The sequence below is a fragment of the Streptomyces sp. NPDC048419 genome, assembly GCF_043200415.1.
Classification (GTDB): domain Bacteria; phylum Actinomycetota; class Actinomycetes; order Streptomycetales; family Streptomycetaceae; genus Streptomyces.
Map to the genome: position 1 here is coordinate 167132 of NZ_JBICXT010000018.1, position 24771 is coordinate 191902.

Genomic DNA, 24771 nt, shown 5'->3' on the forward strand with positions numbered 1-24771 from the left:
TGCGCCATCACTCCTCACTTGGCCCCGCTGCGTACCGGATCGATTCGGTGGGGCAGGATTCGAATGCGTCGAGGACCCGCTCCAGCTCGTCGGGCGTCTGGGGCTGTTTGCACACGTAGTGGACGTCGTTGTCGAAGTCGGCGTCGAAGTTCTCGGGGGCCAGGTCGTTGCAGAGCTTGCAGTCGATGCAGGTGTCGTCGATCTCGAAGCGCCCGTCGAGCGGAAGGCGCGTGGGAAGCGGCAGTTCGACCCTCACCGCGTGCCCCCTCCCCCGTAGGCGCTGAAGTTGCGCATGACCGGTTTGGCGGAGGTGCGCAGCGCCGTCTCGAACCGGTCGGTGTCCAGCCGGCGGAATCGTGTGGACGCGCCCAGACGCTCCCGGACACCGGCCGTGATCGAGGTGCGGGTCGCCTCGTCGTCGCCGCACGGCGGCAGGGCGATCTCCAGTACGTCGCCGTCGGTGTCGAAGGCGAAGTAGTACGGCGCGGTGGTCATGGCGCCCAGGACGATGTCCTCGATCTCCAGCTGGGAGGTCCAGCGGTCCCCGACCGGGATCCGGTCGCCGATGCGGCCGCGGTGCTGCAGTCGGCGCAGCGGGGAGCCGCAGGCGCACGGCGCCGCCTCGATCCGGCAGACGTCGCCGGTGCGGTAGCGCAGCAGCGGCATGGCACGGCTGGCCAGCGTGGTGACGGCCAGTTCGCCGACGGAGCCGTCGGGCAGCCGCTCGCCGGATGCCGGGTCCACCACCTCGAAGAAGGAGCGGGTCTCGACCAGGTGCAGCTGACGCTCGGGGCAGAACATGGCCAGGGTGTTGGTCTCGGTCATGCCGAACATGGAGTAGGCGACGGCGCCCCACTGGTCGGCCAGACGCCGCTTCTTGGCGGGCGAGGCGCCCTCCCCCGCCATGAGGATCTTGGAGACGGCGAGGTCGCGACGCGGGTCGAGGCCGCGGCGGCGGGCGATCTCGCCCAGGAACAGGGCGCGCGTTCCGGAGCAGACCAGGGTGGTGGCGCCCGAGCGCTGCAGGGCGTCGACCATCCGGTCCGGGGTGCAGGACGGTGAGGCCGCGCCGAGCGGGACGATGGTGCAGCCGAGGATCTCGATGGCGCGGTCGAGGTCCTGGCCCACGCCGGCGAGTTCGTAGGGGACGGCGATGGCGGCGACGTCGCGTTCGTCCAGCACGGTGGCGAGAAGACGGGCGACGGTGAGGTTGTTCTCCAGCCAGTCCGCCATCGTGAAGAACGCCGCGATGGGGCGTCCGTTGCCGGTGCCGGAGCTTTCGTCGAAGCGGATGACCTCGCGGCGCGGCACTGCGAGCATGCCCAGCGGGTAGGCGGCGGAGAGGTGTTCGCGGGTGGTGAAGGGCAGGGCCTCGAAGGCGTGCGGGCAGCCTTGTGCGACCGCTCGGGCGGCATCGGCGGGTACGTGGGCGGCGTAGAAAGGTGAGTTGCGGCAGGCGTGCTCCACGGTCGCGGCGAGTGCCTGCGACGCCCAGGTGTCCAGGGCCTGGCGGTCCAGGGACGTCACCGCGGCGACCTTGTGCGCGATGTCGACGCGGGTGACGAGGGTGTCGTGCAGGGTGCTGCGCGGGTCGTGGCCGGTGGGCCGGGCGATCGTGGTCATCGGGACGCCTCCTGCAGCCGGCTCATTGCCGAACGCTCTTCGTCCGCGAGGGAGTTGACGATCGACGCCGCCTCGTCGAGTGCCGGCCCGGCACTGGTGTCGTCGGCGTCGCGCAGCAGGTTCGCCACCTCGGTCCAGCGCTTGGAGATGCGGCGGTATTCGACGGCGAGCTCGTCGTAGGCGTCGATGCCGGTCAACTCGGCTGCCTCTTCGAGGAATTGCGCCCACAGCGTGCGGAAGAGTCCGCCGCCCGTGCCGCCTTCCTCCATGCTGGTGCCGACGATGCTCATCGCCTGGGCGGGATGCTCCAGCCGCTCGCGCCATTTCGGCATGAGGGAGGCGGTCTTGGCGATGCCCTTGTAGCCCATGTTGGTGATCGGCGGGTTCAGGAAGTCCTGCGCGGTGGCCAGGATCGAGGCCTGGCAGGCCTTGGCGAGGACGGAGTCGTCGTATCCGCGCGGGTCCACCCGCACCGACAGGCTGCGCGAGCACATGGGTCCCCTGGCGGAGCGGGCCCGCGTCAGGCTGTCGCGCGAAGTCGACTGGACGCCGAGGGCCCGGGTCTCGACCAGGACGAACCGGTCGTCCTCGTAGCCGATGCAGGCGACGTAGTGCGCGGCGAAGTGGTGGTTCTCGTGCGCGTAGTCGAGGTGGTAGCGGTCGAGCTTGAGTCCCACCACGTCGCCCTCGTCGAGCGCCTGGAGCAAGGTGGCCTCGGCCTTCGCCGGTGACGCCGTCTCCTGCGCGCGCAGTTCGAGGGTGAGGGCGTCGGCCACGTTGCGCATGAGGTGGTCGGGCTTGACCCGGCCGGCCAGGAAGGGGTTGGGCATCTGCTTGGAGTGCCAGTAGAGGAACGACAGGCCCTGCCCCAGCCCGAAGATCAGCGGCTCGCTCAGCTCGATGTCGTGGTTGCGGAGCATGTTGAGCAGCGCGGTGGATTCGCAGTGCTCACCGGAGTACGGCGAGATGTCAATGACCGCCATCGCCGTGCCCCGTTTCGCCGCGCGCCGCCTCGTACACGATCTCGAGGACGGTGCTGCTGTCGTTGTTGCGCAAGTGCCCGTAGGTGTGGCCGAGTTCGTCGGCCTCGGTGAACGCGATGTTCTCCAGGTGCTCGACGTCCCGGTCCAGGGACTCCAGGACGTAGCGGACGTCGGTGTCGGTGTGCACGTCGATGGCGACGTGCGACATGAGCCGTCCGCGTTCGTCGGCGGAACGCTGTGCCCAGGGGCCGTAGCGGCGGCAGGCGAACATCTCGATGGCGCGTCCGTCGGCGAGGACGATCGAGTTCCACCAGCCCGGTGTGCCGTACTGCCGGGGTGAGATGTAGGAGGGCCCCATCTCGATGGTGGCGATCTGTCCGGAGGCCTTCAGATCGCCGAGGAAGGTGTTCCAGGCGAACACCTCGTCGTCGTTCTCGTAGTCGCCCATGTAGATGCCGACGTGATTGACTCCGGCGAATTTCGCGACGACGTCGTCCGGCGCGTGGCCGCACCAGGCGGACAGGTACTGCCCGCAGTCGAGGTCCCGCCACGTGTCCGACGTCTGGAGGATCTCTTTCCAGGAGTGGTCGAAGCCGGGACGGTCGGGGAAGCGCCCGTCCCGCGTGGCGTTGATGGCCGGCATCCTTCCCGCGAGTGAGTTCATGGCGCTTCCTTCCTGCCGGTGACGACGAGTCCCATCTGCACTTCGGTCACGACGGCCGTCGCCAATGCGGTGCCTTTGAGGAATTCCTCGACCTCGCTCCTGAGGTACGAGGAGCGGATCGAGGTCCGGAAACCGGGCCGCATGTCGGCCGCGATGTTCGCCTTCATGAACTGGAACGTCGTCCGGTCGACGTCCCGGCGCAGATCGGAGATGACGTACCGGCCGCCGGGCTTGAGCACGCGGTGCATTTCCGACAGGGCGGTCACCGGGTCCGCCCATTCGTGCAGGGAGGCGGCGCTGATGGCGTGGTCGAAGCGGTCGTTCTCGAACGGCAGCGCCAGCACGGTGCCGCATTCGTAGGCGCAGCGCTCGCTGACGCCGTATCCCTGCGCATTGGTGCTCGCGCGCCGGAGCATCGCCGGCGAGATGTCGAGGCCGACGAGCCGGGCGGACGGCCGGGCCTGCTTGAGCCACTCCAGGCCCAAATACCCGGGCCCGCAGCCGAGTTCCAGAACCTCACCGGAGTCGATCTCCGCCTTCAGGATGTCGTCGACCTTGTCCTGGAGCCAGCCGCTGTCCCGGATGTGGCGCTGCATCTCGTCGTATTTCAGGGCCAGTTCGTCGCCCTGGAGACCCTCGTCGGTTTCGGGCACGCGGGCGGCCACGGTGCCTCGCGCGCTAGCCACGGCCGGACTCCGCCCGCCGGATTCCCACTGCTACGCCTCTCATCGTCGCGCTCCCCATATGCACATCGGAACGGTCGTTGTCCGTCAGGAGATTGACCGAGGATCTGAGCGATTCGTCGACCGAGGATTCGCCCGGATACCACCAGCCGGCGTCCGCCATCACGACGTTCGGTGCGACGGAATCGGAAATCCGGGCCGTCATGCGCACCCCGCGCGCACCGGCCCGCGAAAAGAGATCCACCTCTTCGCCGTCCGCCAGCCCCTCTTGCCGCGCGGTGTGCGGATGGATGGTCACCTGCGCCGTCGCCTGACTGCGCGAGGTGGTCGGCAGCTGGTGGAACTCGGTGTTGTAGAACTGGCGCGGATGGGCGCTGGTCATGACGTACGGCAGGCCCGGGTCCGTTTCCGGCGGCATGCGGAAGGACGGAAACGGCTCGTAACCCATGGCGCGCAGGCCGTTGTTCATCAGATTCACGCGTCCGGACCGGGTGGCGAATCCGCGGTCGCGGTACTTGTGGTACCGCTTCTCGTTCCGGATGTAGCCGATCTTCGTGAACTGTTCCCAGGTGAGGTCGAGGCCGGTCAGCTTGGCGTCGAGAGCGTCTTCCAGGGAGGGGTAGAAGTGCCGGCTCAGGCCGAGCCGCTGGGCGAGTTCGAGGATGATCTCCTCGTCGGAGCGGCAGCCGTCGACGGTGGCGATCTTCTGGCGGGCGGCGATGTAGGAGTTGAACTCGACGATCTGGTTGCGTTCGAGCCAGCTCGAGGTCGGCAGGATCACGTCGGCGTGCCGGGCGGTCGGCGTCATGAACAGGTCGCACACGACGACCAGGTCCAGCTTGGCGAGCGACTCGCGGACCAGATCGGTGTTCTCGTGCGAGGCCAGGATGTTGCTGCCGAAGATCACCATGGAGGTGATCGGGTACGGCGAGCCGGTCACGACGGCCTCGTGCAGGTCTCCCGGCGCGACCCAGCCGGACATCGAAAGGATCTTGTGCTTGTCGCCGCCGATCCGCTTCTTCGCCTGCTCCACGGGGAGCAGGTCCGAGCGGGGGAAGGCGCGCCGGCCCTCGATCGGCATCGGGTCCCAGATCACGTCGCCGCCGGGGGCGTCGATGTTGCCGCAGATCGCGGAGAGGAGGGCGATCGCACGGTGGGTGTCGAAGGAGTTCTCGTTCTGCGACAGGCCGGTGCCTGCCTCGATGCAGGCACGGGAGGCCAGGGCGTAGGCGCGGGTCGCCTCGTGGATGAGCTCGGGTGCCAGGCCGGTGATCCGTGCGACCCGGTCGAGGTCGTACGCCCTTACGTGCGCGGCGAGTTCGTCGAAGCCGGAGGTGTGGGCGGAGACGAAATCGCGGTCGTACCAGCCCTCGTCGATGACGATCTTGATCATGCCGAGGGCCAGTGCGCAGTCGGTTCCGGGCTGGACGGCGAGGTGCAGGCTGGAGCGGGCCGCGGTCTGCGTGCGGCGCGGGTCGACGGTGATGACGCGGCTGCCCCGTTCCACGGCGCGCAGCAGCTTGACGCCGATCACGCCGTCGGAGTGGGTGTTGGGCTTGTTGCTGCCCCAGAGCAGGACGACCTCGGGATCGCCGTCGTAGTCGCAGAAGGTGAATCCGCCGTACGTCATGATCGAGGCCATGACGCGGGGGTAGAAGCACACGTGTGCCGGGCCGACCACGTTGGGTGTGCCGATGGCGTTCGCGAGCCGGAACACCCATTCCTGGTAGTTGCGGTCGGTGCCCTGGGCGAGGACGACGGACTCGGGCCCGTGCCGCTCTATGGTCGCGGCGAGTTCGCCGGCGATGCGGTCCAGGGCGGCCTCCCAGCTGACCGGCTCGAAGGTTCCCGAGCCGCGCGGGCCGGTGCGTACGAGGGGTGTGGTCAGCCGGTCGGGGCTGCGGAGGAGGTCGAGGGAGGCCTTGCCCTTGATGCAGAAGTAGCCCTCGCTCGTCGGGTTGTCCGGGTCGCCGTGGATGTCGGTGGGGACGCCGTCGACGAGGTCGACGATGGCGCCGCATCCGCCGTGGCACATTCGGCAGATGGACTTCACCTGAGTAATCGTCAAGTTTACTCACCCGCCCGCTTGGTGGCCGGCACGAGCAGCCTCTCGAAGAGGGACTGTTCGGCGTCGGCGATCGCGTGCAGCCGGGCGGCGACGGCTTCCAGCTGCCTTCGCCCGTTGTGGTCGCCGCGGTAGGCCATCAGCATCTCGATCGCCTGGTCCCACTGCTGCTGCACGTCGCCGAAGTCCTCGACGAACGAGTCGAGTTCGCCGTCGCCGTAGCGATGGCGTGCTTCGAGCAGGAACTCGCGGTAGAGCTTGCGGAAGTTGGCTCCGCCGGTTCCCGCGAAGCGCCAGAAGCGGCCGACGCCCTGCACCATCTCGTCCGTCTCCTCCGCGCCGGCGAGGGTGTCGCTCCACTCGGCGATCTCGGAGGCGGCCCGCCGCAGGGCGCCGAGGCCGAACCGCGGTCCGCCCTCACCGGCCATGCGCTGGGCGGTCAGCAGGATGGCCCGCCAGATCTGCTCGCGCAGGACCGCGTCGGTGTCGGTGGTCAGCCGCGCCGGCAGCCGCTCCACGTACATCTGCAGGTTCGGCGTCGGCATGAACCCTTCGTCGGAGGCGCGGGCGCGGCGCAGCGACTCCTCCGGGAGCGTCTGCGCGCCACCTTGCTGATCGGTGTCGACGACGTGGGCGAGGGAGTCGTCGAGCCCGTACAGCGCGATGTAGTGCGACGCGAAATGGCTGCGGGAGGAGAAGTAGTCGAGGTAGAAGATGTCGACGGACATTCCCACGACGTGTCCTGCTTCGAGCAGCTGCGCCGCCGCGGCGCGCGCCGATTCCGCGTCGGACGCCCGCGATTCGCGCAATTCCACACCGAGGGCCGAGCAGGCGTTGCGCGACAGCAGCGCGGGACCGATGCGTCCGGTGAGCATGGGCGTACCGCGCCCGGGATCGGGAGCGTCCCAGTACTGGAAGTCGATCCCCTGGCCGAGGCCGAACAGCATGGGTTCGGAGATGTCGGCACCGGCATGGTGGATCATGTTGCGCAGGGTGGTCGTCTCGCAGTGCACGCCGAGCTGGGGCTGAAATGTCGCCAAGCGCATAGGGCTTCCCAATCGCAGGGTGCGAAGATGCCGTGAGGGGTGGTGCGGCGACGCGACGGTGCGTATGCGTCTGTGTGTATGCGTCTATGCGTCGAGCAGGACTTCGTTGTAGCCCTGCAGATCGAGGAAGCCGGAGCCGCTGGCCAGGATCACGATCACCGGTTCGAGGTTTTCCGCATCGGCCTTGGCCACGACCTCAAGTGCCGCGGCGACTGCGTGACTTGCTTCAGGGGCGAGCAGCAGGCCCTCGGTCTGCAGCAGCAGCCGGCCGGCGTCGAGCGCCGTGCGCTGGTCGAAGGCGACGGCGTCCAGGACGCCCTCGTGTCGCAGCAGGCTGACCAGGGCGGAGCTGTGGTGGTTGCGCAGGCCGCCGACATGGTTGGGCGGCGGGATGAAGCTCTCCCCCATCGTGTAGCCGAGCACCTCGGGTGTGAACCCGCCCAGGTCGGTGCGGCCGTACTCGTAGACGCCCTGGGTGAGCCGGGGCGCCGCGGTGGATTCCGCGGCGAGGAAGCGCAGGTCCGCCCCGTCGGCCCTGGCTCGCAGGTGCGGGCCGATGAGACCGCAGAGGTTGCTGCCGCCTCCCGAGCACGCGATGAGGTGGTCGCCGCGCCCGTCGAGACCGAGGTCCTCGCCGTGGACGTCCTTCAGCTGCTGGGCGACCTCGAGCCCGAGCAACGTCTGATGGAGGTAGACATGCGGCATCCCGCTGCCGGCGAGATACGCGGCACTGCAGTCGCCCAGCGCGTGCTCGATGGCGTCGCTGATCGCGGTGCCGAGGCTGCCGGGGTGGTCGGGCACCTCCCCGAGGATCTTTCGTCCGATCGCCGTGTGGGCCGACGGCGAGGGCCTCACCTTGGCCCCCAGAAGCTCCATGTAGTGACGCCGGTAGGGCTTCTGCTCCAGCGAGCACCGCACCATGAAGATCTCGGCGTCGAGGCCGAACATCTTCGCCGCCAGCGCGACACTCATGCCCCATTGCCCGGCGCCGGTCTCGGTGACGAGGGTGGTCCGCCCCTCCTCGGCCGCGTAATACGCCTGCGCTATCGCGGTGTTGAGCTTGAAGCTGCCGGTGGGAAGGACGTCTTCACGCTTGAGGTAGATCCTCGCGCCGGTACCGAGATGCTGCTCAAGCCGGTGTGCCCGGTGCAGCGGTGTCGGCCGGCCGCATTGCCGCAGCCGCTCGACGACCGGTTCGGGTATCGCGATCCGTTGCTCGCTCGGCCTGTTCTGCTCTACGAGGACTCGTGGCCGGACTTTCGCGGATATCTCCGCGGCGGTGGGGCTTCCGAAGTCCCTGACCTCGGGCATGGGAGCGGGCAGGTCTCCCAGGAAGTTGTACCAGTGTGTCGGCATCCCCGGTAAGGAAGGGGCGCCAACTGTGGTGGATCGGGGCACGGGCGATTGCTCATGCCCAGCATGGCTTGGGCTATACGAAGTCACGTTCCCCCGCTTCGAATTCGTGAAAGCCATCGTACGAAAGCGATCGAGTGCCGGGCAACCGCTGGAAGTTGGGTCACAATTCAAGCAATAACGTCATTCGGTGTTGCCGCAGAACAGACGTCGACGCGGTGCCGATTGCCGCCTGGTCTATTGCGCCGGCGTGTGACGGAAGAGACTGGAAGACGTAAGGAGGCGATGTCCGCGGAATCAATGGGAGGCGCCGAACCGAAGATGCCGGAAACGGTACCTGCTGAACCGGCCGAAAATCTATGCGCCACCCTCGCGGGCATTGATCCGTTCCGTCAACGATTCCGCCAGCAGGTGCCAGCTCTCGGCGTGGTGCCGGGCCAGCTCGGCGATCAACGGCGCGCAGTGCATCGGGAGGCTGTTCGCCATCGCCGCCCAGTCGTGCGGCTGCGTGGCCGAGGGATCCAGAGTCCGCAGCAGCTTCCGGCCCACCTCGGTGAACCGCAGCGAGGGATCGGCCCGCAGCCGCCGGACCGCCAGCGACAGGTCCGCGCACGCCGGGTGCGCCCTGGAACGCTTCACGATCGCCGGCCGGCCGGAGCCGCCGCCCCGGGCGGCCGAGGCGTCGTCCGGCACCGGCCCGCATTCCGGCTCGATCGCGGGGTGCCCGGCTCCGGGGTGCCCGGCTCCGCCTTCCTGGACGGGCCTGTCGTCCGGCTGTACGGGCCCGTCTTCCGGCTGCGCCGTCGCCTGGGGCTGACTTGGCAGCGCGCGGGCCTGCTTCCGGGCGTCCTTCGCCGTGGTGAGCGAGATGCCTGCGGCGCGCGCCACCTCTCGCGCGGACGCGTCGGGATGTGCGGCGAGGTATACCTGCGCGCGGCTGCGTCCTTCGGCCGCCGTCAACGGGTAGGCCACCCCGTCACGTCCGACGCGCACGGCGGTCGGGTGCGGAACTTCCGCACCCGACCCCTGCCTGAGCGTTGCGATGGTCTTGTCCGACAGGCCGACGACCCCGGCCAGCCGCCGGTTGGACCACTCCGGGAAGTCGGCCAACATGTGCAGCGCCGCGGCCTTGCGGTCGGCCAAGGTGAGCGGCAGTCCGTGGTTGCTGTTCAGCTTGACCGCGAGCACGAAGGCTTCTCGCTCGTCACCGTTGAAGAGCACGGCGCTTATGTGCGTGGCGCCGCTGTTCTGCACCGCCCTGAGCCGGTGCACACCGTCGATGACGGTCATCGTCTTGCGGTGGATCACGATCGGTGGGAGTTCGGAGCACACCTCGGCGAGCGCATTGATGTGCTGCGGATCCTCCCCGCCCGTACGGAGTGAGCCCGCGACGATGATGCGGCCAATCGGTACCTCGATGATCTCGGATAAGCGTCCACCGAGGTACGAATCCGGACGACGTAAGTGGTGGTGTATCGGCTTCTGTGCAGGTACAGAGATGTGGTCCAACGCTCTTCCTCCCTGGCGAACTCACGGCGGACCTACCGGCTGACGCTCGTACGACGCATCCAGCTGCGGATGTGGTCAGGCAGCGCGGCGCACCATGGATCGCGGAAAGGAAAAGCTGTCATGGGCAATCGGAAAGATGTAGCACATCGAGTCTCCCCCGTGACGCAATGTCGAGAACCGACCATCGCACACTGTCAGGAGGATCGAGTCGATGCAAGGTTTTTGTCATGTAGTCCTGTCGGGAAGGCCGACCGATCACATCGTGATCGTTGAATTGAAAACAATGGGAGCGCAAAGCTCCCCACAGGCGGAATGATCGGCTCCCCACAAGCGGACAGGAAATAACCCGTGCCGGCGAACGCATGATCCCTCGTGGCTGTTTAGACCATCCGCCTGTTCTCCGCACCGGTGCGGCGGGTATTGACGGGAATTCGGGCAGCCTTGTGCGTGCATGCGAAGGCCCAGCGCCGAGCCGACGGTGAACAGGGCGCGCGCCAGTCCGGCGGGGCGGCGAAGGTCGGTGGTGCACTCGCCGCCCACTTCCGCCGCGAGCAACACCTGCTGATCGGACGGCCGTTGGACAACTCGGTCCCCTTCACCCCGGCCAGGGTGCCCTCACAGGGACCGCCAACATGAACTCCCCGCCGTGTTCCCTCCGTCGTAGCACTGGACAACTGACCCTGAGGAGCTGGTGACTTGCGCGCTGCCGGAGTCCCTACGACAGCGCACCGCCATCTCCCTTTTGGAAACGCTCACGCACCCTGACTGGTTCCCCCACCACGCGAGCGGCCGTCATCACCGTTGACGGAGTCCACGAACGTGACGCATGAGCCGCAACCAGGGTCCGGCCGGCGCGTCCTCGTCGTACTGGTTGACGTACTGCAGGACGCCGCCGGCCCAGGCCGGGAAGCCGATGCCGTAGATCGAGCCGATGTTGGCGTCGGCGACGCTGGTCAGTACGCCGGAGTCGAGGCAGTTGACGGCGTCGAGGGCTTCGGCGAGAGCATCCGCTCCTGGAGGTCCTTGATCGGCAGCACGCGTTGGCCGGAGCCGTAGCGGTCGTGGACGCCCTGCCAGATGCCGAGTCGCCCACGGCAGTGAATTCCGCGGGTTCGGCTGTGGCTTGGATCCGGTTCAGAAGGGTGTCGGATGTGTCCTGTGTCGTGCGGCCTGCCTGCAGCGCCTTCGCCTCCAGAGTGCGGGCGGTAGGCCTTGCCCTGTTCCGCTGCGTCGGGTGTGACGTCCTTGAGTACAACGTCGATTCCGGCTTTGGCGCTGACGGGCGATGGAGATCTTCGACGGCTCCGACATCGGCTTCCTGACCGCGCCGTTCTTCCAGCACGTCTTCGCTCAGGCGCCGGTGACGGCATTCGTGCGGGCTGCGCCGGGACTTCGCAGGAAGCCCCCGCCACGCGGCGTCTTCGGGCCGAAGACTCCGCGTGGCGTCCTTGTTCTGCTCCGGAGTTCAGCGACTCAGGCAGCCGCCAGCTGTCGGATGCGCGGGTGGTTCTCCAGAGCCCACCGCACGGTCTTCGGCGGGCGACCGAGCAGGGTTTCCAGCTCGTCGGTGATGCCGCCGTATCCTCCGCGGCCGATGATCCGGGTCAGGGTCTTCAGGTGCTCCGCGATGTGCGGGTACGCGGACATATTGGTGTCCACGTAGGCCTCGTTCCAGGTTTCGATGTCTTCGGGAACATACGTGACCGGGCGTCCCAGCACCGCCGCGAAGTCCTCCGCAATCCCGTGCATGTCCTTCAGCTCCGGGCCGGTGAGCGCGTAGGACTTGGAGATGTGCGGCGCCGGGTCGGCCAGGATCTTCGCGCACAGTTCCGCGACGTCGTAGCCGGCGATGGGTGCGAGCCGGTGGTCGGCGAAGGGCAGGCGCAGTTCACCGTCGGCCAGTGAGCCAAGGGCCAGCCAGGTCATGATGGGGTTCTCGACGAAGAAGGCCGCCTGCACGTTGACGGTCGGGACGCCGGACCACTCCAGCACCTGCTCGGCGACCCAGTGGGCCCGTTGCTGCGGCGACCAGTTGGCGACGAGTCCGCCGAGCCGCGCGCGCCGCTCTTCCTCCGGCGCGGTCATCTTGTCGAAGGTCATGAACGACTGCTCGTACTCGGAGATGTTGACGAATACTTCGATGTCGCCCTGGGCCCGCGCCGCCGCGGCCATCAGGCTGACGGCGTCGGTGTAGTACGGCGACAGGCTCATGCTGAAGTAGATACGCCGGACACCCTTCAGCGCGGCTGTCACGTCGGCGATGGTGAGCAGGTCACCGACGAAGACCTCCGCCCCGGCCTGACGGAGCGAATGGGCGCGTTCGTCGTCCTGCCGTACGAACGCGCGCACAGGGTGCCCTTGTTCGAGCAGCATGTCGACCATCGTCCGGCTCACGCCACCGATTTCGCCGGCGGCACCGGTGATCAGGATGGGATTGCGCTCTGGCATCAAGGTGTCCTCTGTCTGGTTGGGGTGGATCAGTTGTTCGGAAGGTCGGGGAGGGGGCGGTGACCGTGCCGGGTGGCCGTCTCCGTGTGAGCCTGTGCGTCAGCAGGCCAGGCGGTTGATCTTGCGGATCTGTTTGTCGAAGGCCCGGGCGGGAACGAGACGGCGCAGCGTGCTCACGCGTCCGGCTGTGGGGCCGGCGGTGTAGCGCAGTTTCGGCCTGGCGTCGGTCGCCGCCGCGACGACCGCCTTGGCGACGACGGCGGGTGCGTCGCCGTCCCTGATCGCCTTCGCCATGACGCGGTCGACGGTCTGCCGCTGCTTCGCGTAGACGTGCAGGGGTGTGTCCGGCTTCGCGCTGTTGGCCTCGAATCCGGTTCTGGTGTAGGCGGGTTCGACGAGAAGCGACCGGATGCCGTACTCGCGGACCTCGTGGTCCATGGACTCGGAGTAGCCCTCGATTGCGTGCTTGGAGGCGGCGTAGACGGCCATGTACGGCTGGGGCATGAATCCGAGTACGGACGAGATGTTGATGATGCGTCCGCGTTTCTGGGCCCGCATGTACGGCAGGACTTCCGTCACCATGCGCATGACCCCGAAGACGTTGGTGTCGAAGACGCCCTGGGCCTGCTCGACGGAGGTTTCCTCCGCCGCGCCCGTCGAGCCGACGCCGGCGTTGTTGACCAGGACGTCGATGCGCCCGAACCGCTCGCTCACCTCTTGGACCGCCGCGGTGACCGAGGCGTCGTCGGCCACGTCGAGGTCGATGAAGGTCGCACCGTCGAGGGGCGTCACGCGTGAGATGTCGCGGCTTGTGCCGATGACGTTGAAACCCGCTGCGACCAGTGCGAGCGCGGTTTCTTTCCCGATGCCGGATGACGCACCCGTCACGAGTGCCACCGGCCGATCTGTCGTCATCACGCCTCCCGCGCCCATTGAAAAACCGATCGGTTTCCGTCACTGTAAACCGATCGGTTTCCGCAGGCAAGTTCAAGCAGGGAGAAGGACGGCATGGGCAGGATCAGTGCGCAGGAGAGGCGCGAGAGCGTCATCCGCGCGGCGATCGCCTTGTTCGCGATCGCCGGCTACCACGGCACCAGCACCGCGGCGATCGCCAGGCGGGTCGGCGTCACGCAGCCGTATCTCTTCCGGCTCTTCCCGGACAAGAAGGCGATCTTCGTCGCCGCTTTGACGCGGAGTATGGAAGACACCCGCCTGGCATTCGAGGGGGCGGCCGACGGGGTGGAGGGCGGTGAGCTGGCTCTTCAGGCCATGACGAACGCGTACGTGCAGCTGATCTCGACGCGCCCCGAAACGCTCCTGATGCAGATGCAGGGATACGTCACCGTGGCGGCCGCCGAGGCGCAGGGCGATGACCTGATCGGCGAGGTCGTCCGGGCCGGCTGGATGAGGATGCGGGAAACCGTGCACCTGCCGCTGGGCGCCGATACCGACGAGACCGCACGTTTCTTCGCCTGCGGCATGCTCGGCAACACACTTACGGCTATGGGGCTCCCCCTGCACGCCGGGCGGCAATAAGGGGCGTTCCGGGAGGGCGACGCGTCAGGTCATGCCGGCCGCGTCGAGCAGGGTGATCACCGTGGGCGCGATGAGCCCCGTCAGCTTGTCCGCTCCGATGCCCGCGCGGGCGCTGCCACCGTCGAAGACCAGGCTGAGCTGCCGGGCCAGCAGACTGGGATCGCTCGCTCCGCCCTGCTCGGCCTCGGCGCGGAAGAAGGCGGTCAGGTTCTCCTTGACCCCATGGGCGACCCGGCTCGCGGGGGCGCTCTGGTCCTTGAGCTCGATCTGCGCGGCCAGGAAGGGGCAGCCAAGGAACTCGGGCGCGCCCGACTGCGATTCCACCTGCTCGAAGACATGCAGGATCCGCTCCCGGGGTGAACGGTTGTCGTCCACCGCGGGCAGGAGCGCTGCCACGTAGGCGGGAGTGCGCCGCTCCAGACTCGCCGCGAGCAGTTCGTCCTTGCTCTCGAACAGCCGGTCGAGGTGTCGGTCCAATGTCCCCGTCGTGTCAGGCGGCCGTCCGCCGGAGGTGGACCGCATACGCCTGGAAATGTGCACCACCACCGGAGGGCGGCACCGCTACGACCCGCGTGGTCGACCGCTTCGCCGGGCGGGCGGCCGGCGCGCCGCGCATTACACCTGTCTGGGTCATCAAGGTGTGCACGAGATCGGTGCGAACGCTTCAGGTGCCGCGGGCGGTCCGTGGGTGAAGCGCCGCGCCGCAGTCGTGGCGGCGCTCCGTCGGCAGCTGCGCCCGGGGCGCATGGCGCTGTCCCCATTCCGTCAGGGCGAGCAGGACCGGCTGCAGTTCACGCCCGGCTTCCGTCAACGTGTACTCGTATCGGGGCGGCTGGGCCTCGTACAACTCCTTGGACAGGACGCCGTGCTCGACGAGTTTCCTCAGCCGGACGGCCAGCACGTTCGGGCGAATGCCGGTGTTCGCCCTGATCCGGTTGAAGCGTCGTACGCCGAAGAGCACCTCCTGGAGTACGAGCAGGCTCCAGTAGTCGCCGACGACGGCGAGGGCGTTCGCCAAGGAGTACGGGCGTGTGCGAACGGTGGCAGACATGAGCGACAACCTCTTCCGCGAGCGGGCGGGCGGGCGAGTGCACCGGATCAGCGGGTGAGTGCGCCGGGTCAGGAGGTTGTGGGGCGTTTCGCCGGGGGTTGCCAGCCACCGGTGACTTCCTTGACCGGCTTGTGGGGGTAGCGGCGCTGTGCGTACTCCTGCGCGGGGGAGCCCGGCAGCACGTAGAGGGTTTCCTTCTTGTCCTGCAGGGGGCGCAGCACGGTGTCCATGAACGTCTTGCGGTCGTCGAGGTATGGGCCCAGGACGTCCTCGCCGCCGGGGCAGACGGCAACGCAGTAGCCGGACTTGTAGCCGGGGGGTGAGCTCAGGCTCTGCCACATGGAGGCGCTCTCGGAATCGGTGACCCGGGAGCGGTAGTCGGCGGCGTCTTCGCTGTCGGCCACGGTCTGCGCCCAGTCGGTGAACCCGCTCATGAACTCGCGGTAGTTGTGCGTGGTGCAGGCCAGCGCGTCGAAGGCGCCGTCTTTGGCGATGGCTCCGACCGGGCAGGCGGCGACGCACAACTTGCAGTCGATGCAGGGGTTGTAGTCCAGCGCCTGCCCGAACTCGCTCACCTCCGCGTCCACCAGGACGGTGACCAGCAGGATGAAGCTGCCGAACTTCGGGTGGATGACGTTGCGGTGCAGGCCCATCACGCCGAGCCCGGCGGCCACCGCGACCGTCTTGTGCGCCACCACCCAGATGCGCTCGCTCGGGAAGCGGTCCATTTCCTGCGGGAAGCCGACCGAGGGGTTGAGTGCGCGGTAGCCGGCGTCCTGGAGCGCCTGGGTGACGCTGCGGGCGGCGTGGTTGGCCTGTTCGTCGGTCCGGTGGTACTCCTGGTTGGCCACACTGCGGGCGGGGGAGCGACAGTTGTCGCGATTCATCCGGACCGCCATCGCGATCAGGGTGCGCGTACCGGGCAGCGCGGACTGTGCGTACTCGCGCTCGCCGGCCAGGTCAGGGTGGTCCAGGCTGACCGCGGCCGCGTCGTCCGCGCCGGCGGCCAGGCACAGCTCGCGCAGCCAGGCCGCGTCGATCACCGGGGCCGGGCTCGGGAACTCGCCGGCTCGGCGGCGGGCAAGGACGGCCTGCACCGACGGGTGCGCGGCCAGCTTCGCCGGAAGCCTGGGTTCTGTCGACTTCCCCTCGACGCCGCGCGCGGTGGTCGTCATCCGGCACTCCTCGTAAGTCTCGTTCTTGAGACTCGCCTCCACGGCGAGAAACCGATCAGTTTCACCACCGTAAACTGATCGGTTTCCATGCGCAAGGCCAAGCAGCGAGCCTCTACTTGGGCATATCGGCCAGGTTCCTCGCGGACGGTGGCGATCGATCGCCCGGCGATCCGAGCCCAGTCCCGCGAGTCCGCCCGGGCCGACTGGAGGCCTGGGGGGCCGTGCGTCTCCCCTGGGCGCCGCCCTGGGCGCCGATGTCAACGAGGCCACGACCTTCGTGGCTCACGGCACGCCCATCAACACCCTTACGGCTATTGGCTCCCCGGGTGCCGGGAGGCAAGGGTGTGACGCCCGGGAGTTGTTCGGGTCGGCGGAGGCCTGCAGCGACTCGCGGAGCACATCGGTCGCCGAGACTGCTCGCCAACGTGATGCGTCAGCGCATGTCCGCCGCATCGAGCAGAGTGGTCACCGTGGGGGCGATGAGTCCTGTCGGCGTGTCGGCTTTGATTCCCGCGCGGGCGCTGGCGCCGTCGAAGACCAGGATCAACTGCCGGGCCAGCAGATCCGGGTCGCTCGCGCCTCCCTGTTCGGCCTCGGCACGGAAGAAACCCGTCAGGTTCTCCTTCACCCGGTGGGCCACCCGGCTCGCAGGGTGGCCCTGATCCTTGAGCTCGATCTGAACAACCAGGTACCGACAGCCCTGGAAGTCGGGCGCACCCGCCTGTGACGCCAACTGGTCGAAGACATGCAGGATCCGCTTGCGGGGTGAACTGCTGTCGCCCGCCGCGGGCAGGAGCGTCGCCACGTAGGCGGAGGCGCGTTCCTCCAGGCTCGCCGCCAGCAGTTCGTCCTTGCTGTCGAAAAGCTGGTACATGGAACGCTTCGACACCCCCGCCGCCTTGCACAGCGCGTCGACGCCGATGCCGACACCGTCTTGGTAGGTGAGCGTGGCCGCTGCCTCCAGCAGCCGCTCTCGGGGACTTGGCTTCGCCTCGGTGGTCATATTGCGAGGTTAACTCGATTTCGACCAAATGAAAACCGATCGGTTTACAGCGCTTGCCGGGGCGGTCCTCGACGCCGCCCACGGCCGGGCGGGCATCTGCGTACGGTTCCCGCTGCACCGGGGTGACGCTCTTCTCGGCCTTCGTCTCCGCGAGGACGTGGTGCAGCCCCTGGCGGTCGTACCGGCCGTCTTACCCCGAAGTCGCAGACCCGCGTCACCTTGGGCGCGACAGAGGATCCAGCGGACACCGCCGGTGATCTGCCGCAGCGGTTCGAAGTCCGCGCGAAGCCGTAGGAGCCGGGCAGCGCCTTGACGGGGGTGGCGGCCGGCCGCCGGCACCGCCATCGCGACAGGGAACAACATGAGCGTCGGCATGCCAGGCGGGCCGAACACGGCGAGGAGGGTGAGCGCACCGCTCCTGGAGACCGCGATGGCGCACGCCGAGGGCGGTCACAGCAGCGGCAGGCGACCGTGCCGCCGATGGCCGGCGTGCCCATCAGCCTCGGATGTTCAGCCCACATTGTGGGTCCCGCTACTCACGATGATCAGTTCGCAGAACCCAGAGCGCGCGGGTGACTGGACACCATCTCGGAGGTGCCCTGTCCCCCTTCGCCGATGTGTCCCTTGAGAACACCAACCACCGCAGGCAGCAGGGCATTTCTCACTGTCCACTCGTTGCGATCGACCGCGTGTTCGCGGCCGATTCGGGCTCAGTGGGCGATCACCGGCTCGCCCTCCGACGGCGCCAGAGCCGCATTCGGTATCAGGAACGCCGCGAGCACCGCACCGACCACGAAGAACCCGGCGCCCCACGCCAGGGTGGCTGTGTAGCCCTCGACCCCGGCCTGCGCCACGGTCAGCGCGCCGGGCTTGTGCGAGGACAGGTAGTCGGTCGCGGCCGATGAGGCAACGGTGGTCAGCAGCGCCGTGCTGATCGAGCCGCCCACCTGCTGGCCGGTGTTGATCAGCGCCGAGGCGACGCCGGTGTCCTCGTGGTGCACACCTGCGGTCGCACCCTGGAACGCGGTGGTCATCACCCCGCCGAGGCCGAGACCCAAAAGGATCATGCCGGGCATGATGTCGGCGACGTAGGCGCTGTCCAGTGCGAGCCGGGTCAGCAAGGCCATACCGGCTGCGGCGACCAGGAAGCCGGCGCTGACCACGAGCTTCGGACCGACCCTGGGCAGCAGCAGCGAAGGGGCCGTAGTGGCCGCGGTGACGATTCCCCCGACCATCGGCAGGAACGCCAGACCGGTCCTGATCGGCGAGTAGCCGATGCCGGCCTCCAGGTAATAGGTCAGGAACAGGAAGATCGAGAACATCCCCATGCCGATGACGAACACGGCCAGGAACGAACCACCGCGGGTCCGGTCCAGCACGAGGCGCAGCGGCAGCAGCGGGTGCGCGACCCTGGCCTCCAGCCATACGAAGACCGCGAGCAGCACGACGCCGACGATCATGGAGCCGAGGGTGACCGGGTTGGTCCAACTGCTGGACTCGACGTGCGCGAACCCGTAGACGATCGCGAACAGGGCGGCGCTCACCACGACGGTGCCGGGAATATCGAGTTTGGGCCGCTCGGTGATCGCCGGCCTGGCCATCAGAAGCACCGCAGCGACCAGCGCGAAGGCCGCGAAGACGACGTTCACGTACATCACCCAGCGCCATGACGCCCATTCGGTGAGCATGCCGCCGAGCAGTAGCCCGACCGCGCCGCCCGCACCGGACAACGCACTGAAGATACCGAAGGCCTTCGCCCTCTCTGCCGGTTCGGTGAAGGTCACGCTGACCAGTGAGAGCGCCGCGGGCGCGAGCAGCGCGGCGGAGAGACCTTGGGCAACACGTGCCGCGACGAGGATTTCGAAGTTGCCGGCCGCGCCGCCGACGACGGACGCGCCCGCGAAGCCGATCAGGCCGAGCAGGAAGGTGGTACGTCGGCCGAACAGGTCACCGAGCCGGCCACCGAGCAACAGCAGGCCGCCGAACGCCAGGGCGTAACCCGTGATGACCCACTGACGGCTGCCGTCGCTGAAACCGAGGTCATGTTGCGCCGCGGGCAGCGCGATGTTCACGACGGTCGCATCGAGCGTGACCATGAGCTGTGCCACGCCCAGCACGACAAGCACCCACCAGCGCACGGCATGTGAGCCGCGGCGGCCCGAGTCTGTTTTCCCGGGGGCGGGCGCCCCACGGTCGAAGGTGGTAGTCATCTTTTCCCTTTGTCGCTGGTCATAGGCCGAACACCGGTAGGAAACCGATCTGTTTCCCACTTAGGAAAACAGATCGGTTTCCGCGACGCAAGTGAACGGGTGGTCTCCGACCTGTGAGCGAACCGACAACGCCGACGCCCGTGCCGGTCGCCGGTGCTGTCTCAACGCGCGCCCGTGCTCGGCGCCGTTGCCCGGCCTGCTCTGCGAACAGGACGTCCATATCGGCGCCGACACGTCATGCCGCGCCGCCGGGCGCCGGCCGCCTGCGGGAACGTAGGGCGTGCGAGTCTGAGGTCATTCCGCTGCCGGCCTTGCCGGCCCCCTCTTTCGTGCCGACACCGAGCAGCCGAGCCCGACATCCGACATGAGCCCCTCGCCGGGCTCGGCCGCCGCGGCGCCAACGGCCACGGAACCATCCGACACACCACCGGCCACGCCCCACGCGTCGCCCTCCCCCGGCCATCGAAGCACCGGCCCCTCGCCCCGACCGCGGACCACGAAGTCACCCCGGCGAACCACGGACCGCACCTGCGACATCAGCGATCTCACGGCCCCCGAGGACACGAGCGCCGGTCGATTCGCCGCCGAGTCATGGAACATGAAGGGGAGCCACCTCCAACTGCGCGATGTCGTCTTCGGCGGTGTGGTGACCGTGGACACGGCCGCCGGACCCAAGCGGGTGCTGAAGTTCTCCGCGGCGGGTGTCACGATCCGCGACCTGAAGATGGCCGTACCCGTCGGCCCGCAGATCCAGCACATCGACGGAGCGCCCGGCTCGACGTCCACGCTGCGAGGCGACCGCATCAGCATGTACGTCGAGAGTCTGACGGGCACCCTCTCCGGCGCCGAAGGGATTCCCCTGCCCCCGGCCCTCCGGCTCCACCTCACCCCCGACACCGTTCCGGAGTGGCTCTACGACACGGTCGGGAAGCTCGGCCTCAAACTCCAACTCAGCCTGGACGACGCCGACATAGACCAGGCCGGACAGACGGGTGGAGAGCTCACCATCCCGGGGATTCACGGATATGGAACCACCCCCTGAAGCCGGCCCCACGCGACTGGTTCCTCCGATGAACTTGCGCCTGGAAACCGATCGGTTTACTGTGATGGAAACCGATCGGTTTCCGATTCTTGTGGAGGCAGTCATGACCGCTTTGAAGGGCGCAAACGTCTTCGTCACCGGCGGCAGCAGGGGCATCGGCAAGGCGCTGGTGGAAGAGCTGTACGCGCGGGGCGCCGGCAAGGTCTACGCCACGGCCCGCGACCCGCGCAGCGTGACGCACCCCGACGCGGTCCCGGTGGCGCTGGAGGTCACCGACCCGGCCTCCGTGGCAGCGGCCGCCGCACAGGCGCAGGACGTCACCGTGCTGATCAACAACGCCGGTGCCGCGGTCGGCGCCTCCTTCCTCGACTCCCCCGTCGACGACGTACGCCGGGAGTTCGAGACCAACTTCTACGGCCCACTGCTCCTCACCCGGACCTTCGTACCGGTCATCGAGCGCAACGGCGGCGGCCACATCCTCAACGTCCACTCCGTACTCTCGTGGCTGGCTCTCGGCGGCTCCTACAGCGCCTCCAAGGCCGCCCTGTGGTCGCAGACCAACTCCCTGCGCCTGGAGCTGCAGCCGCGCGGTATCGCCGTCACCGGACTGCACGTCGGATACGTCGACACGGACCTGGCGGCGGACGTCGACGCGCCCAAGTCCGACCCGCGTGACGTCGCCGCCCTCGCCCTCGCCGGCATCGAGACGGGCGCGTACGAGGTGCTCGCCGACGACATCACGCGGCAGGTCAAGGCGGGCCTGGCCGGCGACCTGTCCGGGCTGTACGCCCAGCTGGCCGAGTAGCGGACAGGGAGACGGCGAGATGCCCAGCCAGGAGTCACGTCCCACGATTCACGTTCCGGGGACCACCAGCCACACCATCGCCCCGCGCGCAGGACGCCACAGCCGCGAGGGAACGCTGCGCTACCTCAAGGCGGGCAGCGGTGCCCCCCTGGTCCTGCTGCACACCGTGCGCACCCAGGCGGAGCACTTCCGTCTCCTCAACCCGTTGATCGCGGACCACTACACCGTGTACGCCCTCGATCTGCCGGGGATGGGCTACTCCGAGATCGTGCCCGGGGCGTCGTACGACGAGCCGGCGATGCGCGCGGGCGTCGAGCGGCTCCTCACCGAACTCGACCTGCACGACGTGACGTTGGTCGGCGAGTCCATGGGGGCGGTGCTCGCCCTGACCGCCGCGGCCGATCTGCCGGAGCGGGTCCGGCGCGTCGTCGCCGTCAACACCTACGACTTCCGCGGCGGGATCGCCCGCTCCGGCCTCCTCGCCCGTGTGGTGGTCAGCGGTGTCCTCGCGCCCGGCGTGGGCCCGGTGATCGCCGGGGTGGAACCCAAGCCCGCGCTCAGAAAGATCCTCCAGGGCGGCCTCGGTGACAACAGCGCACTGCGGGAGGACTACGTGGACGAGCTCCTACAGGTGGGCAGCCGCACCGGCTACCCGACCGTCGCCCGGGCCGTGTACCAGAGCCTGCCCAGCCTCATCGCGGCCCGCTCGCGCTACCCCGAGGTCAAGGCCCCCGTCCACTTCGTCTACGGGGAGAAGGACTGGTCCCGGCCCTCGGACCGGGAAGCCAACAAGAAGCTGCTGCCGGCCGCCGATTTCACGCAGGTGCCGAAGGCCGGCCACTTCATCGCCCTGGAACGGCCCGACGTACTGGCCGACCTGTTGAACGCGGTGGCGTGAACGCCCCGGACCACTGTGGCCCCACTTGAGGAGCGGTACACGACGAGATCCGGATCGAGTGCGACGTCCCCTCCGAGATGCGTGACGGCCCGGTGCTGCGCGCCGACGTCTACCGGCCCCGCGGCAGCGGACCGTCGCCGGTCCTGCCGAGCCGGCTGCCGTACGGCAAGCAATCCCACCGCCGCCCGCCCGGCTCGGCGGCGAGGCACCGGCAGGCGTCGGCGACCGCTTCCGCCGCCCGGTCGCCGCGCGGGGCCGGGGCCTCGACAGGCCCCGTAGAGCACCGCGCGCACCGCACCGGAGACCACGACCGGCACGGCTACTACGGAGCGGATCCGCTCCGTCAGCACGAGGGCCGCCTCCTCGTGCAGGGCGATTCCCAAGGCGTCCATCGTCGGGGCCAGTTCCGGGTCCCAGGTCGCCTCGATCCTCGGCCCGGACAGGAGCAGCTGGGGTGTGCCGTGCACTTGGGTGCGGGTCGCGAGGTATTCGTAGTCCTCCGCTCTCATCCTCCAGGGCTTGGCGTCGTATCGGTCGATGACGCGGTTGGCCAGGGCGATGCCCGGCCAGTCGAAGTCACCGTGGTAGGCGAAGTCACTGCCGGTGGTGGCGAGTGTGTCCAGGAGTGTCAGGACCACTGTCGTCGCGTTGCCCGAGGTGCAGATCAGGGGTGCGGTGCCGCCGGCGTCGGCGGCGGCTTCGACCACGCGGGGTTCTCGCAGACGGGGATGCGGGGGTGGGCGGCCATGTTCAGGTGCAGGGCACGCAGTTCGCGGAGCGTCAGGTGGGGTTTCCAGGTGGTGCTCGGCCCGCTGGCGGAGTATCTGCTCGCCCAGTACCTGCTCGCCCCAGGTTGCTCCTCTCGGCCACAGGCCGTAGGTGAGCACGGTGCTGGACACCTCGTCCGGGGTGACGGAGGCCAGGCGCCAAAGGGCCCGGCGGCCGGGAGCGTCGGCGGGATGGTCGACTCTGGTGGCCCAAGCGATGCCGCGCGGGACCAGGCGGGCGAGGAGGGCGCCGTCGTCCAGGCCGTGGGCCGAGCCGGAGGTGCGGGTGGCCAGTTCGCCGCTGCCCCAGACGGCGGGGGTGGGATGTGCGCCTGTGCCGGGGAAAAGTATCGCCAGGGTACGGATCGCGTGGGTGAGGACGGTGGCCGCGGTCCGTCGGTCCTGGCGGGCGACCGTGCCGGCACGCCGGGTCTCTTCCAACCACTGGGCGGCCCAGGGTTGTTCGGTCAGGGAGGTCGCGGCGAGGCCGCCTCGGCCGCCGACCACAGACCGGCGCGCTGTGCCGCTGCGGCATCGCGGGCCGCGCGGCGGTCGGTGAAGAGTGGACCGAGTTCGTCCAGGGCTTCGGCCAGGCCTTGGGCGAGCGCGTTGCTGCGCAGGCGGGTATCGAGGTCTGGCAGGCGGATCGTGGCGGTGGCGGTCGTGAGGGGGCGTGCCGGCAGGAGTGACAGCGCCTGGCGTTCCTCGGCGCTCAGGTCGTGCAGTTCGACGGTGCCGTCGGCTGCAGGCCGTTGCGTTCCAGGCGGGTGCGTACGGCGGTCCACAGGCGGGTGAGGCCCGGGCGACTCAGGAAGGCGAGGGCCTCGGCGTCCCGGGACCTTGTGGGTGCGTCCCGGTCGGTCATGCCGACACCAGCCGCCGCTGGCGTCCGTTCCACGTGTAGTGCAGGGTGGCCACGCCTCGCACGTTCGGGTCGCGCAGGCACTCGTAGATGTGCAGGAACGGCACGTCGGGCCAGTTCCCGATCAGGCGCTCGCTGGTGAGGACGAGGTCGAGGTCCAGGTCCAGGTCCAGGTCCAGGTCCAGGTCCAGGTCGACCAGGATGCGGACGAGGCGGACATGGGTGGGCTCGTCGACCTTGACGAATACGTCGTCGAGCAGGATCAGCCGGGGTGCGTGCGGGGCTGCCTCGGCCAGGCTGGTGAAGTGTGCCGCTGCGGGGGCGAAGAGGACGAGGTAGGACAGGACGCGTTGTTCGTCCTGGCTGAGTCCGGTGCGGCCGGAGAGTTTGCGGCGGCTTGCGGGTGCCGCGTCGTTCACGACCCAGCAGGTGAAGGTGAACCAGTCGCGGTAGTCGAGGGCGGTGCGCAGGTGGGCTGCGTACCCTGCGGCCGGGTCGGCGCGGCGGGCGTCCTCGATGCGGCGCTGAAGGACGTCGCGAAGCTGTTCGGACTGCTCACCGGAGCGCAGTGCGGAGGGGCTGCGTAGGAGGTCGACGGCCGCCTTGACGTCGGCGGCGAAGGTCGGCGGGCTGCGGTCGAAGGTGACACGCCTGGGGGCCGGGGCTGGGGTGCTGCAGGTGCGACCGGGGGTGTTCAGCGCGCTCGCAGGGCCGGCCGGAGACAACGCTTGGGCGACGTCCGGTCAGGCGGCCCCTCCTGAGCACGGTCATCGACCACAGCACCATGGCCTCATGCTGACGGCAGCCGCTTGAGCCGCCTCCAGCTGGTGGGGGTCTGTTCGCGAGCGGCCTTCTTCAGTGCCCCGCGTACGGCGGCGACGGCCGATTCGAGGACCTCGCGGCTCGGTCAATTTATTCCGGCGCGCGCCCAATTAGTCCGAGCCTTTCTGCCTTGTGATCACCACCTGGGCGCCACCATCATCGATGGCACGAACGGGCACAGCAAACGGTAACCCCGAATTGCAAAGCTCCCGACCGGACCCCTGCA

General features: G+C 68.6%; 22 protein-coding genes and 2 pseudogenes. 4 read left to right on the forward strand and 20 right to left on the reverse strand.

Features of this window, described 5'->3' with window-relative positions; all coding sequences use genetic code 11:
- Positions 1-7 precede the first annotated feature (7 nt).
- The 12 genes and pseudogenes from ACGFYN_RS32285 to ACGFYN_RS32340 all read right to left on the reverse strand — a co-directional run bounded on the left by ACGFYN_RS32285 (position 8) and on the right by ACGFYN_RS32340 (position 13289).
- Positions 8-256, reverse strand: coding sequence for a ferredoxin (locus ACGFYN_RS32285; RefSeq protein ID WP_393869452.1), 249 nt, complete (start codon positions 254-256; stop codon positions 8-10).
- Positions 253-1623, reverse strand: a complete 1371-nt coding sequence (locus ACGFYN_RS32290) for a phenylacetate--CoA ligase family protein (protein ID WP_393869453.1) — start codon at positions 1621-1623, stop codon at positions 253-255. Before ACGFYN_RS32290 ends, ACGFYN_RS32285 begins: the two co-directional genes overlap by 4 nt.
- A complete protein-coding gene (locus ACGFYN_RS32295) occupies positions 1620-2606 on the reverse strand; it encodes a BtrH N-terminal domain-containing protein (protein ID WP_393869454.1) in 987 nt (328 codons plus the stop codon). The genes ACGFYN_RS32290 and ACGFYN_RS32295 overlap by 4 nt, the downstream gene beginning before the upstream one ends.
- Positions 2593-3270, reverse strand: a complete 678-nt coding sequence (locus tag ACGFYN_RS32300; protein ID WP_393869455.1) for a hypothetical protein — start codon at positions 3268-3270, stop codon at positions 2593-2595. Before ACGFYN_RS32300 ends, ACGFYN_RS32295 begins: the two co-directional genes overlap by 14 nt.
- Positions 3267-3956 carry a class I SAM-dependent methyltransferase gene (locus tag ACGFYN_RS32305; RefSeq protein ID WP_393869456.1) on the reverse strand — a complete coding sequence of 230 codons (690 nt, stop codon included), beginning with the start codon at positions 3954-3956 and terminating at the stop codon, positions 3267-3269. Before ACGFYN_RS32305 ends, ACGFYN_RS32300 begins: the two co-directional genes overlap by 4 nt.
- Complete coding sequence (locus ACGFYN_RS32310) at positions 3949-6006, reverse strand: molybdopterin-dependent oxidoreductase (protein ID WP_393869457.1); 2058 nt, start codon at positions 6004-6006, stop codon at positions 3949-3951. The genes ACGFYN_RS32305 and ACGFYN_RS32310 overlap by 8 nt, the downstream gene beginning before the upstream one ends.
- 17 nt (positions 6007-6023) lie before the next feature.
- Positions 6024-7058 carry a BtrH N-terminal domain-containing protein gene (locus ACGFYN_RS32315; RefSeq protein WP_393869458.1) on the reverse strand — a complete coding sequence of 345 codons (1035 nt, stop codon included), beginning with the start codon at positions 7056-7058 and terminating at the stop codon, positions 6024-6026.
- A gap of 90 nt (positions 7059-7148) precedes the next feature.
- Positions 7149-8420 carry a TrpB-like pyridoxal phosphate-dependent enzyme gene (locus ACGFYN_RS32320; protein ID WP_393869459.1) on the reverse strand — a complete coding sequence of 424 codons (1272 nt, stop codon included), beginning with the start codon at positions 8418-8420 and terminating at the stop codon, positions 7149-7151.
- 354 nt (positions 8421-8774) lie between these two features.
- A complete protein-coding gene (locus tag ACGFYN_RS32325; RefSeq protein ID WP_393869460.1) occupies positions 8775-9749 on the reverse strand; it encodes a ParB N-terminal domain-containing protein in 975 nt (324 codons plus the stop codon).
- Between the two features lie 1020 nt (positions 9750-10769).
- Positions 10770-11014 (reverse strand): annotated as a pseudogene (locus ACGFYN_RS32330) (3-hydroxyacyl-CoA dehydrogenase); the annotation flags it as partial.
- Positions 11015-11399: 385 nt separating this feature from the next.
- On the reverse strand, positions 11400-12374 hold the full coding sequence (locus tag ACGFYN_RS32335) for an NmrA family NAD(P)-binding protein (RefSeq protein ID WP_393869461.1): 975 nt from the start codon (positions 12372-12374) through the stop codon (positions 11400-11402).
- Between the two features lie 99 nt (positions 12375-12473).
- Positions 12474-13289, reverse strand: a complete 816-nt coding sequence (locus ACGFYN_RS32340; protein WP_393869462.1) for an oxidoreductase — start codon at positions 13287-13289, stop codon at positions 12474-12476.
- A 93-nt stretch (positions 13290-13382) separates the two neighbouring features.
- On the opposite strand from ACGFYN_RS32340, the gene ACGFYN_RS32345 reads away from it, so the two are divergent.
- Positions 13383-13910: a TetR/AcrR family transcriptional regulator gene (locus ACGFYN_RS32345; protein ID WP_393869463.1), complete on the forward strand. Its 528-nt coding sequence runs from the start codon at positions 13383-13385 to the stop codon at positions 13908-13910.
- A gap of 24 nt (positions 13911-13934) precedes the next feature.
- Here the strand turns inward: ACGFYN_RS32345 and ACGFYN_RS32350 are convergent, their stop codons facing one another.
- From ACGFYN_RS32350 to ACGFYN_RS32370, 5 genes are all read right to left on the reverse strand, one after another.
- Complete coding sequence (locus ACGFYN_RS32350) at positions 13935-14387, reverse strand: TetR/AcrR family transcriptional regulator (protein ID WP_393869464.1); 453 nt, start codon at positions 14385-14387, stop codon at positions 13935-13937.
- A gap of 187 nt (positions 14388-14574) precedes the next feature.
- The gene (locus ACGFYN_RS32355; RefSeq protein ID WP_393869465.1) at positions 14575-14961 is read right to left on the reverse strand and encodes a winged helix-turn-helix transcriptional regulator; all 387 of its coding nucleotides are present in this window, start codon (positions 14959-14961) and stop codon (positions 14575-14577) included.
- A gap of 68 nt (positions 14962-15029) precedes the next feature.
- The gene (locus tag ACGFYN_RS32360) at positions 15030-16136 is read right to left on the reverse strand and encodes a 4Fe-4S binding protein (protein ID WP_393869466.1); all 1107 of its coding nucleotides are present in this window, start codon (positions 16134-16136) and stop codon (positions 15030-15032) included.
- Positions 16137-16569: 433 nt separating this feature from the next.
- The gene (locus ACGFYN_RS32365) at positions 16570-17139 is read right to left on the reverse strand and encodes a TetR/AcrR family transcriptional regulator (RefSeq protein WP_393869467.1); all 570 of its coding nucleotides are present in this window, start codon (positions 17137-17139) and stop codon (positions 16570-16572) included.
- A gap of 710 nt (positions 17140-17849) precedes the next feature.
- On the reverse strand, positions 17850-19349 hold the full coding sequence (locus tag ACGFYN_RS32370) for an MFS transporter (RefSeq protein WP_393869508.1): 1500 nt from the start codon (positions 19347-19349) through the stop codon (positions 17850-17852).
- A 598-nt stretch (positions 19350-19947) separates the two neighbouring features.
- Between ACGFYN_RS32370 and ACGFYN_RS32375 the strand changes: the two genes are divergently transcribed.
- The 3 genes from ACGFYN_RS32375 (at position 19948) to ACGFYN_RS32385 (ending at position 22094) form a co-directional block, all read left to right on the forward strand.
- Positions 19948-20391 (forward strand): hypothetical protein, encoded by a 444-nt coding sequence (locus tag ACGFYN_RS32375; protein ID WP_393869468.1) that lies wholly within the window; start codon positions 19948-19950, stop codon positions 20389-20391.
- 103 nt (positions 20392-20494) lie between these two features.
- Complete coding sequence (locus ACGFYN_RS32380; RefSeq protein ID WP_393869469.1) at positions 20495-21196, forward strand: SDR family oxidoreductase; 702 nt, start codon at positions 20495-20497, stop codon at positions 21194-21196.
- 19 nt (positions 21197-21215) lie between these two features.
- On the forward strand, positions 21216-22094 hold the full coding sequence (locus ACGFYN_RS32385; protein ID WP_393869470.1) for an alpha/beta fold hydrolase: 879 nt from the start codon (positions 21216-21218) through the stop codon (positions 22092-22094).
- Between the two features lie 410 nt (positions 22095-22504).
- Here the strand turns inward: ACGFYN_RS32385 and ACGFYN_RS32390 are convergent.
- The 3 genes and pseudogenes from ACGFYN_RS32390 to ACGFYN_RS32400 all read right to left on the reverse strand — a co-directional run.
- Positions 22505-23368: pseudogene (locus ACGFYN_RS32390) on the reverse strand (DUF2399 domain-containing protein); the annotation flags it as partial.
- Positions 23329-23646, reverse strand: a complete 318-nt coding sequence (locus ACGFYN_RS32395; RefSeq protein WP_393869471.1) for a TIGR02679 domain-containing protein — start codon at positions 23644-23646, stop codon at positions 23329-23331. The pseudogene ACGFYN_RS32390 and the gene ACGFYN_RS32395, both read right to left, overlap by 40 nt.
- A gap of 76 nt (positions 23647-23722) precedes the next feature.
- Entirely contained in the window at positions 23723-24448 is a 726-nt protein-coding gene (locus tag ACGFYN_RS32400; protein ID WP_393869472.1) for an SbcC/MukB-like Walker B domain-containing protein, read from the reverse strand.
- Positions 24449-24771 lie beyond the last annotated feature (323 nt).